This window comes from Rhizobium leguminosarum (genome assembly GCF_019798305.1).
Classification (GTDB): domain Bacteria; phylum Pseudomonadota; class Alphaproteobacteria; order Rhizobiales; family Rhizobiaceae; genus Rhizobium; species Rhizobium leguminosarum_U.
The window spans coordinates 150,598-167,836 of the sequence record NZ_JAAXDD010000013.1 but is presented as its reverse complement, the minus strand read 5'-3'; the positions used below and the strand labels follow the sequence as shown (position 1 = coordinate 167,836).

Genomic DNA, 17,239 nt, shown 5'->3' with positions numbered 1-17,239 from the left:
CCCTTCGTTGTTATGGCATGCGTTTGATTGATTGAATCGGCATCGAATGCGGATCGTCCTTGCCGTCGGCGTCTTGAAGCAGCCGCTTGTCAGGATCGATGTCGGGAATGGCGGCGATCAGCGCCGCCGTATAGGAATGCTTAGGCCGCGCGAAGACTTCTTCGGAACGACCTTCCTCGACGATCTCGCCGCGATACATCACGACGACGCGTTCGCACAGATTGCGGACGATCGCGAGATCATGGGCGATGAAGATCAGCGTCAGGTTCATCTTCGCCGTGAGTTCTCGGAAAAGCTCGATGATCTGCGCCTGAATGGTGACGTCGAGGGCCGCCACGCATTCGTCGGCGATGATCAGCTTCGGATCGACGGCCAGCGCCCGGGCAATGCCGGCGCGCTGGCACTGGCCGCCACTCATGCTGCGCGGTTTGCGGCCGGCGAATTCGCGTTCGAGGCCGACGAGATCGAGCAGTTCGCCGATCCGCGTCGGAATATCGCTCCTGGCGACCTTGCCCTGCACCTTCAGCACCTCGGCCAGCATCTGCCCGATTGTCAGCCGCGGATTGAGCGCATTATAGGGGTCCTGGAAGACCATCGCCGTCTCGCGCCTGAGCTTTGCCAGGCCAGCGCTTTTCTGCAGCGCCAGATCGACGCCGTCGAAGGTGACGTGGCCCGACGAAAGCGGCGTGAGGCCGAGCACGGCCCGGGCAAGCGTGCTCTTGCCGCTGCCGGATTCGCCGACGATGCCGACCGTCTCGCCCGGCATGATCTGCAGGCTGACACCGGCAACAGCGCTGACCGTCTTGGCACTGCCCCTGAGCAGGGCGCCGCCAGCTCTGAAGCGCACATGAAGATCGTCGATTTCGAGCAATGGCCTGGCCGGTTTGCTGGCGTCGGCAATCTCGAGCAGCGGCGCTGATATCTCGCCCGGCAGGGAAGGGTGGCTGTTGATCAGGTTGATCGTATAGGGATGCTGCGGCCGCGCCAGGATCGTCCGCTTCGGCCCTTCTTCGAGCAGTTTGCCGCCGCGCAGCACGGCGATGCGGTCGCAGGTCTGGGCGACGATACCGAGATCGTGGGTGATCAGAATGATCGACAGGCCGCGCCGATCGCGAATGTCAATCAACAGCCGCAGGATCTGCGCCTGGATGGTCACGTCGAGCGCCGTGGTCGGCTCGTCGGCGATCAGGATCTTCGGATTGCAGGACAGCGCCACGCCGATCATCGCCCGCTGTCGCATGCCGCCGGAAAATTCGTGCGGATAACTGTCGTACTGGCGCTTCGCATCGGGGAAGCCGACCTGCGCCAGGATTTCCGTCGCCGCAGTGCGGGCCTCGCGGGCGCCGAGGCCCTGGTGATAGCGGATGCCCTCGGCGATCTGGTCGCCGATCCGCATCACGGGGTCGAGATGGCTGGTCGGGTTCTGGAAGATCATGCCGATCTCGCCGCCGCGCACTTTCAGCATCTCGCCATCGTCGATCCGCATGAGGTCACGCCCTTCGAGCACCACGCTACCGCTTTCGATCTTCAGCAGCGATGAGGGCAGCAGGCGCACCAGGGAGCGGCAGAACAGGCTCTTGCCCGAGCCGCTCTCGCCGACGAGACCGAGGATCTCGCCCTTGCCGAGGTCGAGTGAGACCGCATCGAGCAGCGTGCGCGGGCCGGAATCGACATGCGCCCTGACGGTGAGATCACGGACGGACAGCACGGAGCCGCTCATTCATGCACCCCCAGCAGTTCGCCGAGCGCATCGCCCAGTATGCTGAAGCCGAAGGCGAGGCAGACGATGGAGAGGCCGGGAAACAAAGTGATCCACCATGCCGTGGTGATGAAGCTCTGTCCCTCTGCGACCATGACACCCCATTCGGCGGTCGGCGGCTGGACGCCGAGGCCGAGATAGCTGACGGCAGCGCCGCTGAGCAGCACCAGTGTCGCATCCGACATCGAAAAGACGACCGAGCCGGCGATCGCGTTCGGCAACAGATGGCGGAACATGATGCGCGGGCGGCTGAAGCCGAGGCTGACGGCGGCAACGGCATAGTCGCTGCCCTTCAGCACCAGCATCTGCGCCCGGATCAGCCGCGCATAGGAGACCCAGCCGACCAGCGCCATGGCGATGTAGAAGCTGCCGAGGCCCGGGCCGAGGATCGCGATGATCGACAGCATCAGCACGAGGAAGGGAAAGGCGAGGATGATATCGACAAGACGCATGAACAGCGCATCGACGATCCCGCCGAAGAAGCCGGCGATCGTGCCGACCGTCGTGCCGATCACGAAGGGGAAGATGACGCCGATCAGCGCCATCTGCAGATCGAGGCGCGCGCCCCAGATGACGCGGGAGAGGATATCGCGGCCGAAATTGTCGGTGCCGAAAGGATGCAACAGCGAAGGCGCCTGCAGACGCACCTCGGCATTCTGCATGATCGGATCGTAAGGCGCGAAGATGGGTGCGCCGATCGCCAGCAGGACGAAGAACAGCAGCAGGCCGGCACTGAACACAAGCATCGGCCGCCGGCCAAAGAACCGGCGCCAGCCGGGCGAGGCGGGGACGAACGCCTCGATGCTCATAGCTTCACCCTCGGATCGACGGCGACAGTGACGATGTCGGCGATGAAGTTGATGAGCACGGTGGCGCAGGCAAAGACCATGGCGACGCCCTGCACCACCATGTAGTCGCGTGAGAAGATCGCCCTGACCAGCAGCTGCCCCATGCCGGGCAGCGCAAAGACGCTCTCGACCACCACCGTGCCGCCGATCAGCCAGCCGATGTTGACGGCAAGCAGATTGATCGTCGGCACCAGCGAATTCGGCAGGACATGCCGCCAGAAGACGATTCCCTCCGGCATGCCGCGGGCGCGCGCCGCCGTCGCGACATCCGATTTCAGCTGCTCGATCATCGCCGCCCGTAAGCTGCGCGTCAGCACGGTCGAGAGCGACAGCGCGACCGTCAGGCTCGGCAGCACCAGATGCGACAGCTTTTCGCCGATCGTTGCACCATAGCCCGAAACCGGCAGCACACCGAGTTCGACACTGAAGAGGATGATCAGCATCAACCCCAGCCAGAAGGGCGGAAAACCGATGCCGAAGGTCGAGACGATGCGCACCGCATGATCCGGCGCCCGGCCGGCATTGCGTGCGGCGATCGCCGACATCGGCACCGCGATCAGGATCGACAGCACGACGCTGGAGACGACAAGCGCAAGCGTCGGCTCGATGCGGGTTACGATCAGCTTCAGCACGTCGATCTTGTAGAGGATCGACTTGCCCATTTCGCCATTGGCGAGGTTCTTGAGGAAATAGACGTATTGCAGCCACATCGGCTGGTCGAGACCGTACTGGGCACGGATGCTGGCGAGAGCCGCCGGCGTCGCACGCGTCCCGAGGATATTGCGCGCCGGATCGCCGGGGATCAGCCGGACCAGAATGAAAGTGATGACGCTGATGCCGAAGATGACGGGCAGGAACTGCAGCGGTCGCGTCAAAACGAATTTATAGCGATGCATGACGGCGATCGCCCCTTTGTCTTCGTCGGGTTCGGTGCGTTTCCTCTTGCATTAGCCTGCCTCGTTCCGGGCGAGAAAATCGAGAAGCGCCGGATAATAATCCTGCGGGTTTTCATAGAACGGCATATGGCTGGCATTGGCAAACACCTTGAGTTCGGCGTTCGGCAGCGCAAGCTTCATCCTGAGCGCACAGGCCGGCGTCAGCTCGTCATGCTCTCCGGTCGTGATGAGCACCGGCAGCGTCAGCCGCGGCAGGTCGGGGATGCGGTTCCAATCCTTGAGGTTGCCGATATAGAGAAACTCGTTCGGTCCCTGCATCGTCTCGTAAGGTCCCATGTTCCAATCGTCGAGCGAGCGGCGCACCGGCGCCGGCCACTCCGGCAGACGGCAGACATGGCGATAGTTGAGGATGGTGACGGCGGCGAGATATTCCGGATGATTGTAGGTGCCCTGCGCCTCGTGCTTCTGCATCATCGAGACGGTTTCGGAACCGAGCGCTGCGCGCAGCCGTTCCAGTTCCGAGATCAGATGCGGCATGTCGGCGACGGTATCTTCGAGGATCAGCGTCTTGAGGTTTTCGGGATAGGTCAGCGCATAGTCGATCGCCAGCCACCCGCCCCAGGAATGGCCGAGCATGTGGACCTTGCCGAGCCCCAGCGCCTTGCGCACCGTCTCCGTCTCCTCGACATAACGGCCGATCGTCCAGAGCGTGAGATCGTCCGGCCGGTCGGAAGCGCCGGTGCCGAGTTGATCGAAGGCGACGACGCGATAGCCCTTGTCGATGAGGCAGGAATGCGATTCGCGCAGGTAATCGCAGGGCAAACCCGGCCCGCCGTTCAGGCAGAAAACCGTCTCGCTGCCGGTCCCGAAACTATAGGCAACGACGCGATGGCCATCGACATCGATCTCGAATCGCTCGTCCGGCCGTATTTCACGCCACATTGATCGCTCCGGCAGAAGATTTCGCTTGCTCAATATTTGGGCACGGCTAAATTTTTACCTTAAACCGCATTCAGTGCCAGCTATAAGAAGTGATAGGGTGGGCCGCAATGCCGAACCCGGGAGCAGCCAATGCTTGACGACCCCATTCTTGACGATATCGGAACGATCAGACGGCAGTTTACAGCGCACGAAACGCTGGACGGCCGGATCGACCAGGCCTTCGAGGCGATGAAGCAGATCGGCTTCGAGGCGCTGATCTACGACTATACGCCGGTGCCTTACGATCTCGACGGCGCGATCATGATACCATCGCTGCTGAAGCTGCGGAATATCTCCGACGATATGCACGACTACTGGTTCAATCGCGGCTATTTCCGTATCGATCCGGTGCAGCAGGTGGCGCTGCGCACCTCCGCACCTTTCTTCTGGAACTACGACTCGGACGCTGACACGCTGATCAACCGTTTCATGAACGACGACACCGCGCCGGTGACGCGCTATTTGAGCGAACGCGATATGTCGACCGGCGTCACCGTTCCGGTTCATATGCCACGCGGCGACTATGCCACAGTCACCGGTATCCGCTTCGGCCGGAACAAAGATTTCGAACGGCACGCACTGCGCTATATCGCCGACTTCAACCTGCTTGCCCATGTTTTTCATGAGACCGCCTATTCGCTTTTCGACACGCGGGCAAAGAGCGTCGGCACTGTCCGCCTGACCGAGCGAGAACGGGAATGCCTGCGCCATTCGGCGGAAGGTTATTCCGCCAAGGAAATTTCCCGCATCATCGACCGTTCCATACCGACCGTCGTGATGCATCTGAACGCCGCGACAAAGAAACTCGGCGCCCGCAACCGAACCCAGGCCGTGGTGCGCGCCACCCATTACCGCCTGCTCGAAGACCGGCCGACCCATAATTGGCCACCCTATAACTTGTGATAGCTGCCTTCGCCGTCGCCGCCGCATTATGGTTTTCATCATTGCTAATGAGATGGAGATACCAGTGGGCGAAGTCACGACCAAAGAAGCTTACCTGCCCTTTCGCGACTATCGCACCTGGTATCGCGTCACCGGTTCGCTGGAGAGCGGCAAGCTGCCCCTCGTCGTCGCCCATGGCGGGCCTGGCTGCACCCATGATTATGTCGATTCCTTCAAGGATATCGCCGCCCTCGACGGCCGTCCGGTCATCCATTACGACCAGCTCGGCAATGGTAATTCCACCCGACTTCCGGAAATGGGCCCGGATTTCTGGACGGTCGGTCTGTTCCTCGAGGAGCTGGACGCGCTGCTTTCCCATCTCGGCATCCAGCAGCACTATGCCTTCCTCGGCCAGTCCTGGGGCGGCATGCTCGGCGCCGAACATGCGGTGCGCCGGCCGCAAGGCCTGAAGGCGCTGGTCATCGCCAACTCGCCGGCCAACATGCATACCTGGGTTTCGGAGGCAAACCGGCTGAGGCAGGAACTGCCGAAGGAGGTGCAGGACACGCTGCTGAAGCACGAGCTGGCGGGGAGCCTGACCGATCCGGACTATATCGCTGCCTCACGCATCTTCTATGACCGCCATGTCTGCCGGGTGGTGCCGTGGCCGCCTGAAGTGGCGCGGACCTTTGCGATCATGGACGAGGACAACACCGTCTACCGCAACATGAACGGCCCGACCGAATTTCACGTCATCGGCACCATGAAGGACTGGACGATCGAGAACAGGCTGGACCGCATCGAAGCTCCGACGCTGCTGATCTCGGGAAAATACGACGAGGCGACGCCCCTGGTGGTAAGGCCCTATCTCGAACGCGTTCCCGGCTGCGAATGGGTGCTCTTCGAAAATTCAAGCCATATGCCGCATGTCGAGGAAAAGCAGCTTTGCCTGGCGACCGTTTCCGGTTTCCTGTCACGGCACGATTGAGAAAACTCGTCCACGCTGACAACGCCGTTTCTTGCCGCGGCAGTGGCGCTTGAGATAGTCTCCGTTCCATTCAAGAGCGAATGGAACGGACCGATGAACGATCACCCGCAGGCAGGGAGCGCGACAATCCTCGCAACGAGCAGGGGACGCGGCTGGCACGGTCTGGAGGCCGATCTGGTGCGCATTCCGCCTGGCCGCACGCATATCTCGGGCACGCCGTATCATCGCCTCGGAATCCATGTCGGCCGGCCGGTGCGGGCGCAATGCCGTTGTGACGGGGGGGAGCATCGCCGACTGCAGAAGCATGGCGATATCGACGTGGTGCCAGCCGGCCTTGATGGCGTCTGGGAGGACGACCGCGAATGTATGATCCTGCGGCTGAAGATCAGCAAGGATCTTTTTCATCAGGCTGCGATCGATCTCGGCCGCGATCCCGCGAAGGCAATCTCCCGATTATAATTAGAGCATAATGTCATCCGAAAACCACTCACACTTTTCGGCATCATGCTCTGGTCAGCTTGGGAACAGGTTAAGCCGTGATGTTCGGACCAGGCCCATTGCGCGATAATGCCCAACCTCCTCGACGGCGTCATGAAAAACGAAAAGATCTATGTAACGAAGCCCAGCCTGCCGCCGCTCGAAGAATTCATTCCGTCGCTGGAAGCGATCTGGAACAACCGCATCCTGACCAATGGCGGGCCATTCCACCAGCAGCTGGAGCAGGAGCTCTGTAACCATCTCGGCGTGAAGCACATCAGCCTCTTTTCCAACGCCACGGTCGCGCTGTTGACGGCGCTTCAGGCGCTCCGCGTCACGGGCGAAGTCATCACCACGCCTTATTCCTTCGTGGCCACTTCGCATTCGCTTCTGTGGAACGGCTTGAAGCCCGTCTTCGTCGACGTCGACCCGGTGACCCTTAATCTCGATCCGGCGAAGATCGAGGCGGCGATCACGCAGCAGACGACGGCGATCATGCCGGTGCATTGCTACGGCCACCCTTGCGACGTCGATGCGATCCAGAGGATCGCCGACCTCTACAATCTGAAGGTCATCTATGACGCTGCCCATGCCTTCGGCGTGGAAGACGAGCGGGGAAGCATTCTCAATCACGGCGACCTTTCCATCCTGAGCTTCCATGCGACGAAGGTTTTCAACACATTCGAAGGCGGGGCCATCATCTGCCCGGACGCCAAGACGAAGACCCGCATCGATCAGCTGAAGAACTTCGGTTATGTCGACGAAGTGACCGTGGTGGCGCCAGGCACGAATGGCAAAATGAGCGAGTTCAACGCTGCGCTCGGCCTGTTGCAGCTGAAATACATCAAGCTCGCGCTCGAAAGACGTGGGTTCATCGACAGTGCATACCGTGAGCGGCTCCGCGGCGTGGGCGGCATAGAATGCCTGGACCGTTCCGGCGAGACCGTTTCCAACTTCTCTTATTTCCCGATCCTCGTGCGCCCTGGCTATCCCATTTCACGCGATGAGCTCTATGAACGGCTGAAGGAAAACAACATTCATCCGCGCCGCTATTTCTATCCGTTGATTTCAAGCTTCTCGATGTACCGCAGCCTGCCTTCCTCGCAGCCCTCGAATCTGCCGGTCGCAAGCGAAGCCGCACGACAGGTGCTCTGCCTTCCCATCTATCCGGACATGGAGCTGGAGATCGTCGACAAGGTCTGCGCGCTGATCGAGTCGGCCTAAAAAAACGTATTCCGACTGTCATCTTGCACCGCAGATCGAAGGTATATGCGGTGCAAGATCGTGCGCCAATAGGCCACCCGAGCATGATGCCGAGAAGTGTGGTTTTCGGGCGACATCCTATTCTAGCCGCCTCATCTGTCAGCAAAGACTTGAAGCGCGGGCTCTGCCTGCCAGATAAGAAATCGCGAGCCGGCGTATTGCAGGTGGCTGCTCATATGAAAGCGGCGTGACCATCGATCACGCCGCTTTCTTCATCTCATAGACGCCAGATTTAAAGCGCCAGTTGCGGAGGTCGGATTTCGAGCCGCTCCGTCACCGGGCGCCGTACGCCCCGTGGCTCAATCTCGACCCAGCGGTTTTCAAGCCGCGAGCATTCGATCGCTTCCAGCAGCCGCAGTCCTTCCTCCGCCTCATCGAGCCCAAGCACGTAGGGATGAGGCAGGCGTGCGGTATTGGTCTTGCTTTGCAGCAGGGCATCGGCAAGATCGGCATAATAATTCGCGAAGGCTTCGATGAAGCCAGACGGATGGCCTGGCTTGAACCGCTCGTAGCGGGTATTGTTAGCGATCATGATATCCGGGCTGGCTCGATCGAGGATCTGCTTGCGGCCGTTGCAGTCATAGAAATAGGCAAGCTCGGGGGTTTCCTGAAGCCATTCGATCGATGCCTTGGAGCCATAAAGCCGCACACGCAGGCCATTGCGTTGCCCGAGCGCGGTCTTGCCGTACCACATGCTGCAATGCAGGCCACCGGCGCAGCGCGCGAGCGCCTGCACATTGTCGAGTACCTGCGGAAAGTGACCGAAGCTGTGGCTGGTTGCGCAGACTTCTTCCGGCTCCCGCTGCGTGAGGAAATGAAGCAGCGAGTGCACATGAACACCGAGATCGAGCGAAACTGTCGGTACGGCGCCGTCGTGTAGGCGCCAGTCCTGCGGCGTCATCGGCGTCCCGTCGCGGCGGAAACGGAGGAAACTCTCCTGCGGCATCTCAATATGGATCTGCTGCAATTCGCCAAAAACACCATGCTCGACCATGCTGCGGATTTCGCGGAGCATGGGATATCCCGTGTAGTTGTAGGTTACGGCCAAAAAGGCCCCGCTACTGCGGGCATTGCCGATCATGCGCGTCTCGGCGCTCGATCCGGCAAGGGCCTTTTCCGAGATCACCGAAACACCTGCCTCGAGTGCGACGACGACCTGCTTCGTATGCTGCTGCGTCGGCGTCAGCACGACGAGAGCGTCGATGTTGGCGGCCTCTTTCGAGAGCAAGGTATCGAAGTCGGCGTGGCAGCGCTCCGGCAAAATGCGGTACTGCCGCGCCGTTTCGCGATTGATGTCGCCATGGCGGCTGAAGCAGCCGGCGACAAGATCGAATTTCTGATCAAGCTCGATCGCATCGCGATGAGCGCGACCCACAGCGGAATTGACGGCACCGCCTAGAAAGGCGAGGCGCAGCTTCTCCGGTACTCCCTGATTTGAGCGGATCATGCGAGATCTCCTTGCATCGTTTGGAGCGAAATGAACGTTTTGAAATCCGGCACCACCTTCAGCATCTCGTCCCGCGACTCGAAACGGGCGTATAGGATGGCGAGCTTGTCGAGCGGTGCAGCATTCATTGGTTTGCCGGTGGTCTTGAGCTGCGTGATGCGGACATCGGATGATGGAATGGAATGCGAGAAGGAAAACGGCGTCGAGGGGGTGTCGGAGGTGATGGTGTGGCGCCCGAAGAACAGCGGTGGATCGAAGCGCGGTTCGGCCGAAAATTCCTCACCCAGCAGCAGCGTTATGACGAGGTCGGCATAATCGATGCCGAGAGACTGATCGACAAGTGAGCCGTAAAGATCGCCCGGGCAGCGCCGCATACATTCGACGATCCAGACATCGTCGCCATTCGACAGGAACTGCGTGTGAATGAGGCCGTCCTGCAGTCCGAGCAGCTTGACGACGCGCGCCATAATGGCCCGCGTCTTCGAGCGGACAGTTTCGGAAAGGCGCGACGGATGGTTCGATGAATCGACCTGGTATGGATAGACCGTGCAATATTCGTCGACGAAGACGTCGAAGACGATCTCCTGGTCCTTGATGAAGGCGGAATGGCTGTGCAGGCTGCCTTCGATGAATTCCTCGATAACGATCTCCGCCGCGCGCGAGTTTCGCCGGGCATCGGCGATGGCGGCGGCAAGTTCAGTCCGGTCGAAAACCTTTGTGACGCCGCGGCCGCTGAAGCTGTCGCTCGGCTTCACCAGCAGCGGATAACGCAGCGCCTCGGTCTCGATTGGCGAATCGCCCTGCAGGCGCACCGAGCGCGGGGCAGGGATATCGTACCGCTCAGTAAAGCTACGGAATGCCTGCTTCGTGTGAATGATGGTTGCGGTCTCCATCGAATCGAAGCGCGGAAATTCAAGTTTTCCGGCAACGAAGGTGGTCGACATATAGGCGACGTCATTGCCCGTCGGCACGATGAAATCGAAATCACAGTTCTCGACGAGGGCGAGCAGCGCGTTCCGATCGCTGTAGTCGATGAAATGCGATTGATCCGCATGCGCATGGCAGGGCTCGTCTGGCCGGTTTCCGCAAACGGAAATATGGAGGCCGCGCCTTTTCAAAGCGAATAGAAGAGGAACTGCGCTGAAGTTACTGCCGACGAGCAATGCTTTCTTGGTCATTTTCAAATCCATTCCACGCACCCGGGCTGGCCTGTTGGAACGGCACAGCCGAAACAGGGTGTGCAGTCCCACTTCGTCCGTTTTTGATATGCGAAAAACTGAAACGGACGTGATAGCGACAGTCATAGGATGCGGGCGTTACCCGAGGCTTGCCGCCTGGATGTCTGGGCGTCTGTCGGCGTTGTTGCCTTGCTTGTGGGAAGCAAACGGGCCGCCTTGTTAAGCCGAGTACCATCTCATACGCTTTCGGCTGTGATTCCAACGTCGGCATCGGACAAAGATGCAGACTGCAGCTGCGAAAAGAGACACCGCGCAATGAACGAAAAACTGCCTGATCTGATTGAAGGTGAGCGTATCTTCTTCCAAAAGGTGTTCGAACGGCAGTCCCGCGCGACAATGGAGATGCGGGAGCAATGGCGCGCGGAAACGATTCTTCAGCGCAGAAGACGCGTGTCGTCTGAGATCTACGATCTGCTTGGTGGGGTCGTGAAATACGGTCCGTTCAAGGGGCTGTCGCTTGCGAAGAACAACTGGTGGGGCGGTGGCGACTTCGGGTCGATGCTCTTGGGCCTTTATGAGAAGGAAGTACTGGATTTCCTGTTCTCCGAAAGATTGGATGCCGTTGAGAGCTTCGTCGATGTCGGCGCCGCCGACGGATATTACGCGATCGGCATGGTTCGGTCGGGTCGGGCGAAAAACGCCGTCTGCTTTGAACTGAGCGAGGAAGGGCAGCGCACCATTGCATCGAACGCCAAGGCGAATTCCGCGTCGGACAGGATCGAAATATTCGGCGCCGCAGACAGGCTGTTTTATGAAAAGCTCAGCCATCTTGATCTGGCGAAAACAGTCGTCCTCGTTGACGCCGAGGGTGCGGAGTTCGAAATCCTTGACGATGACTCCTTATCGGCATTGAAACAGGCGACGATTGTCATCGAGATCCACAACTGGGTCGAGGGTTTCTGGGACAAGTACACCCGTCTCCTCACCTCGGCTTCAGCGTTATTCAATGTCGAATTCATTGCGCCCGCCATCAGAGATCTGACGCAATTTCCGGAATTGAACGATTTCACCGACGACAACCGCTACCTCATTTGCTCCGAGGGGCGGCCAAATATCATGCGCTTCATGCTCTTGACGCCCAAAGGCTGATTGCGTCGACAGGTTGGTGCGCACACAAGCGCTCCAGCCTGTCATTCAGGCACGGCACTGCCTTCCAATCTTGCCGATATTCCCACCGAGCTCCAGAAGTCCCGGGTGAAGAGGTAGCCGAATTCCTTTTCCTCGCGCTCTACTTTGAGCTTGGCATTCAAGATATCGTGCAGCTTCGGCAAATTGTAATAGGGAACCGATGGCAGCAGGTGGTGCTCGGCGTGATAATTCATGTTGGCATAGAAGAATGCAATCGGTGTCGGCAAATTGACCGTTCTTGAAAAAAGAAGCGCGCTTTCGTCCTTGTGATCTTCGAGGCCGACGTGCTGCGCTAGCGCCAGAACACGATTTGGGAGCGATCCGACGAACGGTGTGATGAAAAACATGAACGTCAGGGCAGGCGACCGCGTCGCAAGGAAAAACAGCGCCAGCCAGATGGCGTTGAGCGCAAGCATAAAGATCGCATCGGATTGCGCCGCGCGTCGTTCGGCGGGCATCAGTTTCAATCGGATGCCTTTGCCGAAATACGCTTCGTAGCCGAAGGCGTTGCAGAGCGCATAGAGGATCCGCCTGCAAAGGCTTTGATAATCAAGCAGGACGAGACGCGCTGCGCCCAGCAAGTTGAGCGGAAAATCGCGATAGATTTCGCTGTCATCCTCATGGAAAGTCGAAGCGTGGTGGAACTGATGGCTTTTTTCGAAATAGCTCGGATTGTTCCAGGTCACATAGGAAAACAGCTTGAAGAACAGAGTGTTCAGCCATTTCCTGCTGAAGACCTTCTTGTGAAACAGCTCATGGCCGATGCCGGCATAGCCGGCGAACTGCCATAGGACGGCGTTAAGATAAAAGGCTGCGAAAGCAAGCGCGGGATAGCCGCCTTCCCATGCGCGGACCATCGCGAAAAGCAGGCCGGCATGGATGCCGATCCTGAGCGCGAGGTGGGAATAAGCGATCCGGTCGTTCGATGCCGTGAGGTCCCGGAACTCGTCCTTCGTCAACAGGCTGCCCATTCTGATCTCGCTAGCACCCATGATCAGAGCTCTATATTAACCAACGCAAAGGCCACAAGGCTGTTTGCGACATGGAAGACCACCTGCGATTTCGAGAACTCCGCCAAATACTCGGTGACGTCCCCGTGGATCTTGGAATTGTAGTCATGCCAGACGATGACGCCGCGCTTGACGATGCCGAATGCGTTTTCCGTATCCGCCCGGACGATCTGGTTCTCATGTCCGCCATCGATGAAGATCATCTCGGCCGACTGGAAGGCCTCCTTGAAATTGATCGTCGTTGAGTCTTCCTTGACGAGTGTGAGGCGCTTCCTTTGCGTCTCGGTGATCGACGCCAGATAGGCCTCGCCATCGATTTCCTGGCGCTTGCGGAGATAGTCGTCATTCTGCTCGGCGGATGACAAGGCGCTACGCTCGTCAGTCTCGGCTAGATGCGCCGTGAGGCCCTTCGGCAGGTCGATGGAGACCACGTCGCAGTCTTCCGGCGTGTTTTCGATGAGAAGGCGTGTGGTGAAACCTTTGTACGTGCCGATCTCGATGATCTTCCGGGGCTTCACGATCTTGGCGAGCAACACCAGGACAACCTGGTCGACAAGCGTGATGCTGCCGATATCAATCGGCGGCAGACTGGCGGTGTACTCGTTCGCAATTTTCAATTCGTCGGCGAGTTCCAGAAGCGCTCGCAATTTCAGTTCGTAAACTCCCGATTTCGCAGCAAGCGCCGGGCGCAACGCCGCGGCACTTTCAATGAGCTTCTGCATCTCTGATCCCGTGATTCCGTCCATCGTGATTTAATCCTTTGCGATTTCTCTTGCGCCTGCGTGGGACTTAGAGACGTGTGCTGATGCGGGCGATCCGTTCATCCAGTTCCGGGAACGATCCTCTCCAGTAGGAATAGTGATTGATGAGGTTCCGATAGGCGATGGGCAGATCGGAGGGCTGCAGGTAGCCCTTCTCGATCGCGAGATCGAGCACTTCCTCGTAGTAGGTGATCGAGTAGATGAAATAGCGGTTGGCCGCTGGATTGGACTGCGAATTGGAATGCTGACGGAAATAGGAGAGGGGCATGGGATGCCCGACGATCGCTCCGCGGAGGGAGAGCCCAACCCAGGATGAAAGATCGAGCGGTCCGGAAATGATGCCGTCCACGACCTTGAAAAGACTGAAACGGCCGGATTCATCAAAGCAATCGGCCGTTCTCAAGAGCGCCGATGAGAACTCGCCAAGCAGATTATGATGCTTGACGGCAGTGATGCGTATGAAGTCGCGGCCCTCGATCACCTTCAGCGAGCCTTCGACCATCAATCCGTTGCCGAGATTTGTAACCTGGTTCCGCTCGTCGATGAAATAGCGCGGGGAAAACGCGAGTTTCGTTCCTCTGTTCTGTGTGGCTTCAAGCGCTTGGAGCAGGTACTGGATGCAGAACGGATTAAGGACGTCGTCGTCGAAGAGGTATTTGATGTACTCGCCGCTGGCGAGCCCGGCGAGCCGTATGACGTTCTTGTACTCGGCCGGATCCGGATTGCGGCTGTACTGGATAACGCCTGAGTATCTCTCGCAGATTTTCTCGATTGCATCCGTCGGGCAATCGTCAGAGACTATGATTTCCGTGTCATCGAAACTTTGCGCGATTGCGCTCTTCAGGGCGAGTTCAAAGAAATCGGGCTTATAGGCCGGGATACAGATCGATACGCGCGGCAAATGTTTCTCCCCTTGAGACGCCCCCTCCAGCCTCCGTCGGCGAGAGCGGTGATCGGCGCTCCGAACGACCGAAGCAGACTACTTGCCATGATCATAGAGCGCGGACGTTACGCGAGGCTTGTGCAGAGGAAGAGGCACAAGCGGAAAAAAGGCCCTGATCTCGCCCAATACATAGATAATTTTTGGGAGAAACGGGGCACGCCCTCGGGCATTCGCAAGTGCGTTCCACGAGATTCTTACGTATTCAATTCAATCACGAAAATCTGCGATTATCTCGGCATCAAGACAGAATTCATCGTCTCTTCCAAAATGACAATAGATCTTTTCTAAGGCAATTCAGGCGGCTCGAAAGCTGGCTGAGGGCTCGCTGGCGTTCGAGAAGCGGCGAATTTCACTCGCCCTATCGCTTTCGCAGGACGTAGCTGTGCTCATACTCCGGCAATTGACCCAAGATATCATAGCTTTCGAATAAGCCCGCTGCACGTATCCGATCTACGGCGGGTCCCACTTCTGGTGAATGGGCAAAATCGCCATAGTCGTCGAAGACGACATAGCCACCAGGTACGACAAATCGCTCATAAAGAAGGAAATCTGCCCATACATTCTCGCTCGCATGACCGCCATCAATATGCAAAATCTTGAACCGTTGGGAAGCCTGCAGTGTGCGCTCGACTGCATTCTGCGAGTAACCTCTTATCAAAATGCAGGTTCTATAAAGAATATTGCGAAAATAATCGACTTCTTGAAGCTGCCCTTGCAGTTCGAATGGATCAATTCCAACGAGTTTTGTTGAAGGTGACGAAAGCCTTTGCATAAAGGCGAGAGACTTGCCTTTCCAGACTCCGATCTCAACGATGTCTCCCTCGAGTGAGGCCACGTCGATACTGAGAAATCCCAAAAGCTTGACGTAAGAATGAAAAGACAATTCTGTCCGCGACATGTACTTGGCTGGCATCGCGGCATAAGCTGCGGCAAAATCTGTCCCCAGCTTATCCCATTCATTGTCCACGCGTGCCCGCGTTGCAGGGTCCGTCATCAGCGTTTTAAGACTATCCATTACCCTGTCCATGATTGGCCTGCCAGATTTCTACCATTACTTCGATGTGTTATCGCTCTGATTCTGTCAATATGGAGTGCCCCATTTCGGCCCCAGCCGGAACCGACTTCAAGTACGATCGTCTAACCGCCGGATCGTATTCACCGATGAAAACCTTGTAGAGAGCGTCACCTGTCGGTCAACCTCTGGACGGCGAACGCGATGCTCACCGCACGATTCACGGCCGCCGCAAGAACGGACATGTGGGTCTCACCGGCATAAAGCTCGAATTCGGTACGCACTCCGTCGGCAGTGCCGTCTAATCGCTCCGCCATCTCCCGCGCCAGGAGGGCGGTCCGCTCGATCTTCCTCTTCTCCAGGCGCGCAGGGGCATCCTCGTTCCGGTACTGGAAGGGTGCCAACTCATCGCCTTCGTATTCTCCGGCGGACAAATGCAGGAAGGGTGCATTCCCCGGTGCCTCTTGACGTTGCGCCTCGTTCTTGAGGATTTCGCTGTTCTCCCAATAGATGGTTGGGCTGGCCGCAATCCAATTGGCAAACAGACCTGGACGCTCGAACAGGGCATAGAGAGTAAAGAGGCCGCCGAAGGAATGTCCGAAAAGCGATCGGCGCATCGGATCCAAAATCACCATCTCTGCAATCCGCGGGATAAGCTCGTTGTCGATGAAATCCAGCAGTTTGCCGGTCCCTCCGATGACCACCGGCGGACCGCCCTCAACGAACGGCGGATAGGATTTGACCGGCGGAGGCCCCAGGTCCCAAGACCGGCGGAGCGGATCATAGGGCTCGTCGGACGGGTAGCCGATCGCCGCGATCACCCCCCAACCGACATTCGTCCCCGTCGGATAAGGAGCCTGCGTGACCAAGCTGGCGACCGCGAAGGGGAAAGTGGCGTTGCCGTCCGTCAGAACGAGAAGCGGCCATCCTCCCATTGGCGGTCTCTCCGCCGGAATGGAAAGGAATATGCGATAGGGCTCGCCGCCCGCAGCAGGAGCCAGATCGAAAAAACACGTTCCGGGCATCGAATAGACACTGGTATGATTGATCATGAGAAAGTTTTCTGATCCTTGATAGGAGGATCGGAGAAGGGACATTGATGTTGGTGCAGTTCATTAGTGGGTTTCGAATTCCAAGGTTGGTGCAACGCTTGCTGATATCCAGACTTCCGCGAAAGCGCTTCGTGGCTAGGCTGATCTAACCTGGTTCCAGGCATGATTTGAAGACCCGGAGCTATCGAGTCGCCGGTCTCGTTCTTCGATCGCTGGCCGTGCTATTCAACGCGCGGGTGTGACATTCCAACTTTGCAGAAACAAGACACGTCAACTTTGCGGCCATGCTGCTACAAAGGAAAGTGCGGAACTTAAGTCTTTGTAATAACATAGATGTAGGCAGTTCCATAACATGCATTACGCCGCAAATGTGTGTAGCCGGGTCCTACTGCGACATGCTAATGTTTACAATGTTTCGCCTTGGTGATCTTGCGTGTCGCTTTGCGATACCCTTGGCGCTTTCCGAAAACCTGCTCCTCTCAGGAACTCCCCAGCCGCTCACTTGTTTTACATTCTGCACCACCCAGATGTTTGCCCAAGGTGCAAGCGGCGAC

Annotated in this window: 16 protein-coding genes; 5 read left to right on the top strand and 11 right to left on the bottom strand. The window is 58.3% G+C overall.

The features are described 5' to 3' along the window. Window positions 1-10: 10 nt before the first annotated feature. From HFO99_RS23165 to HFO99_RS23150, 4 genes are read right to left on the bottom strand one after another with little or no spacing between them, the layout of a single operon-like run. Window positions 11-1,720, bottom strand: coding sequence for a dipeptide ABC transporter ATP-binding protein (locus tag HFO99_RS23165; RefSeq protein WP_222363877.1), 1,710 nt, complete (start codon window positions 1,718-1,720; stop codon window positions 11-13). Then, on the bottom strand, window positions 1,717-2,568 hold the full coding sequence (locus HFO99_RS23160; protein ID WP_222363876.1) for an ABC transporter permease: 852 nt from the start codon (window positions 2,566-2,568) through the stop codon (window positions 1,717-1,719). The genes HFO99_RS23165 and HFO99_RS23160 overlap by 4 nt, the downstream gene beginning before the upstream one ends. Next, entirely contained in the window at window positions 2,565-3,503 is a 939-nt protein-coding gene (locus tag HFO99_RS23155; RefSeq protein ID WP_222281228.1) for an ABC transporter permease, read from the bottom strand. Before HFO99_RS23155 ends, HFO99_RS23160 begins: the two co-directional genes overlap by 4 nt. 51 nt (window positions 3,504-3,554) lie before the next feature. Further along, window positions 3,555-4,445 (bottom strand): proline iminopeptidase-family hydrolase, encoded by an 891-nt coding sequence (locus tag HFO99_RS23150; RefSeq protein WP_222363875.1) that lies wholly within the window; start codon window positions 4,443-4,445, stop codon window positions 3,555-3,557. Between the two features lie 129 nt (window positions 4,446-4,574). On the opposite strand from HFO99_RS23150, the gene HFO99_RS23145 reads away from it, so the two are divergent. From HFO99_RS23145 to HFO99_RS23130, 4 genes are all read left to right on the top strand, one after another. Beyond that, window positions 4,575-5,387 (top strand): helix-turn-helix transcriptional regulator, encoded by an 813-nt coding sequence (locus HFO99_RS23145; RefSeq protein ID WP_222363873.1) that lies wholly within the window; start codon window positions 4,575-4,577, stop codon window positions 5,385-5,387. A 64-nt stretch (window positions 5,388-5,451) separates the two neighbouring features. Then, on the top strand, window positions 5,452-6,354 hold the full coding sequence (locus HFO99_RS23140) for a proline iminopeptidase-family hydrolase (RefSeq protein ID WP_222363871.1): 903 nt from the start codon (window positions 5,452-5,454) through the stop codon (window positions 6,352-6,354). 93 nt (window positions 6,355-6,447) lie between these two features. Next, window positions 6,448-6,813, top strand: a complete 366-nt coding sequence (locus HFO99_RS23135) for a hypothetical protein (RefSeq protein WP_261323289.1) — start codon at window positions 6,448-6,450, stop codon at window positions 6,811-6,813. Window positions 6,814-6,945: 132 nt separating this feature from the next. Continuing rightward, window positions 6,946-8,055, top strand: a complete 1,110-nt coding sequence (locus HFO99_RS23130; RefSeq protein WP_222281232.1) for a DegT/DnrJ/EryC1/StrS family aminotransferase — start codon at window positions 6,946-6,948, stop codon at window positions 8,053-8,055. Window positions 8,056-8,326: 271 nt separating this feature from the next. Here HFO99_RS23130 and HFO99_RS23125 read toward each other — a convergent pair whose 3' ends face one another. Together HFO99_RS23125 and HFO99_RS23120 are read right to left on the bottom strand one after the other, a co-directional pair. Next, entirely contained in the window at window positions 8,327-9,541 is a 1,215-nt protein-coding gene (locus HFO99_RS23125; protein ID WP_222363869.1) for a Gfo/Idh/MocA family protein, read from the bottom strand. Then, on the bottom strand, window positions 9,538-10,719 hold the full coding sequence (locus tag HFO99_RS23120) for an acetyl-CoA carboxylase biotin carboxylase subunit family protein (protein ID WP_261322765.1): 1,182 nt from the start codon (window positions 10,717-10,719) through the stop codon (window positions 9,538-9,540). The genes HFO99_RS23125 and HFO99_RS23120 overlap by 4 nt, the downstream gene beginning before the upstream one ends. 129 nt (window positions 10,720-10,848) lie before the next feature. Here HFO99_RS23120 and HFO99_RS23115 point away from each other — a divergent pair, with 129 nt between their 5' ends. After that, on the top strand, window positions 10,849-11,868 hold the full coding sequence (locus tag HFO99_RS23115; RefSeq protein ID WP_222281235.1) for a hypothetical protein: 1,020 nt from the start codon (window positions 10,849-10,851) through the stop codon (window positions 11,866-11,868). A 41-nt stretch (window positions 11,869-11,909) separates the two neighbouring features. Here the strand turns inward: HFO99_RS23115 and HFO99_RS23110 are convergent, their stop codons facing one another. The 5 genes from HFO99_RS23110 to HFO99_RS23090 form a co-directional block, all read right to left on the bottom strand. Further along, window positions 11,910-12,899 (bottom strand): fatty acid desaturase family protein, encoded by a 990-nt coding sequence (locus HFO99_RS23110; RefSeq protein ID WP_222363867.1) that lies wholly within the window; start codon window positions 12,897-12,899, stop codon window positions 11,910-11,912. A gap of 2 nt (window positions 12,900-12,901) precedes the next feature. Further along, entirely contained in the window at window positions 12,902-13,639 is a 738-nt protein-coding gene (locus HFO99_RS23105) for a class I SAM-dependent methyltransferase (RefSeq protein ID WP_020486317.1), read from the bottom strand. A gap of 67 nt (window positions 13,640-13,706) precedes the next feature. Next, a complete protein-coding gene (locus tag HFO99_RS23100) occupies window positions 13,707-14,579 on the bottom strand; it encodes a glycosyltransferase family 2 protein (RefSeq protein ID WP_222281237.1) in 873 nt (290 codons plus the stop codon). Window positions 14,580-14,979: 400 nt separating this feature from the next. Beyond that, window positions 14,980-15,636, bottom strand: coding sequence for a class I SAM-dependent methyltransferase (locus tag HFO99_RS23095; RefSeq protein WP_261323288.1), 657 nt, complete (start codon window positions 15,634-15,636; stop codon window positions 14,980-14,982). A 167-nt stretch (window positions 15,637-15,803) separates the two neighbouring features. After that, the gene (locus HFO99_RS23090; RefSeq protein ID WP_222363860.1) at window positions 15,804-16,685 is read right to left on the bottom strand and encodes an alpha/beta hydrolase; all 882 of its coding nucleotides are present in this window, start codon (window positions 16,683-16,685) and stop codon (window positions 15,804-15,806) included. Window positions 16,686-17,239: the final 554 nt, after the last annotated feature.

Bases quoted from the DNA above. Each gene is read 5' to 3' on its own strand.
- HFO99_RS23090 (WP_222363860.1), bottom strand. From the start codon at position 16,685: ATGATCAATCATACCAGTGTCTATTCGATGCCCGGAACGTGTTTTTTC.
- HFO99_RS23150 (WP_222363875.1), bottom strand. From the start codon at position 4,445: ATGTGGCGTGAAATACGGCCGGACGAGCGATTCGAGATCGATGTCGAT.
- HFO99_RS23165 (WP_222363877.1), bottom strand. From the start codon at position 1,720: ATGAGCGGCTCCGTGCTGTCCGTCCGTGATCTCACCGTCAGGGCGCAT.
- HFO99_RS23160 (WP_222363876.1), bottom strand. From the start codon at position 2,568: ATGAGCATCGAGGCGTTCGTCCCCGCCTCGCCCGGCTGGCGCCGGTTC.
- HFO99_RS23135 (WP_261323289.1), top strand. From the start codon at position 6,448: ATGAACGATCACCCGCAGGCAGGGAGCGCGACAATCCTCGCAACGAGC.
- HFO99_RS23130 (WP_222281232.1), top strand. From the start codon at position 6,946: ATGAAAAACGAAAAGATCTATGTAACGAAGCCCAGCCTGCCGCCGCTC.
- HFO99_RS23120 (WP_261322765.1), bottom strand. From the start codon at position 10,719: ATGACCAAGAAAGCATTGCTCGTCGGCAGTAACTTCAGCGCAGTTCCT.
- HFO99_RS23125 (WP_222363869.1), bottom strand. From the start codon at position 9,541: ATGATCCGCTCAAATCAGGGAGTACCGGAGAAGCTGCGCCTCGCCTTT.
- HFO99_RS23105 (WP_020486317.1), bottom strand. From the start codon at position 13,639: ATGCAGAAGCTCATTGAAAGTGCCGCGGCGTTGCGCCCGGCGCTTGCT.
- HFO99_RS23145 (WP_222363873.1), top strand. From the start codon at position 4,575: ATGCTTGACGACCCCATTCTTGACGATATCGGAACGATCAGACGGCAG.
- HFO99_RS23155 (WP_222281228.1), bottom strand. From the start codon at position 3,503: ATGCATCGCTATAAATTCGTTTTGACGCGACCGCTGCAGTTCCTGCCC.
- HFO99_RS23110 (WP_222363867.1), bottom strand. From the start codon at position 12,899: ATGGGTGCTAGCGAGATCAGAATGGGCAGCCTGTTGACGAAGGACGAG.
- HFO99_RS23115 (WP_222281235.1), top strand. From the start codon at position 10,849: ATGCGGGCGTTACCCGAGGCTTGCCGCCTGGATGTCTGGGCGTCTGTC.
- HFO99_RS23095 (WP_261323288.1), bottom strand. From the start codon at position 15,636: ATGGATAGTCTTAAAACGCTGATGACGGACCCTGCAACGCGGGCACGC.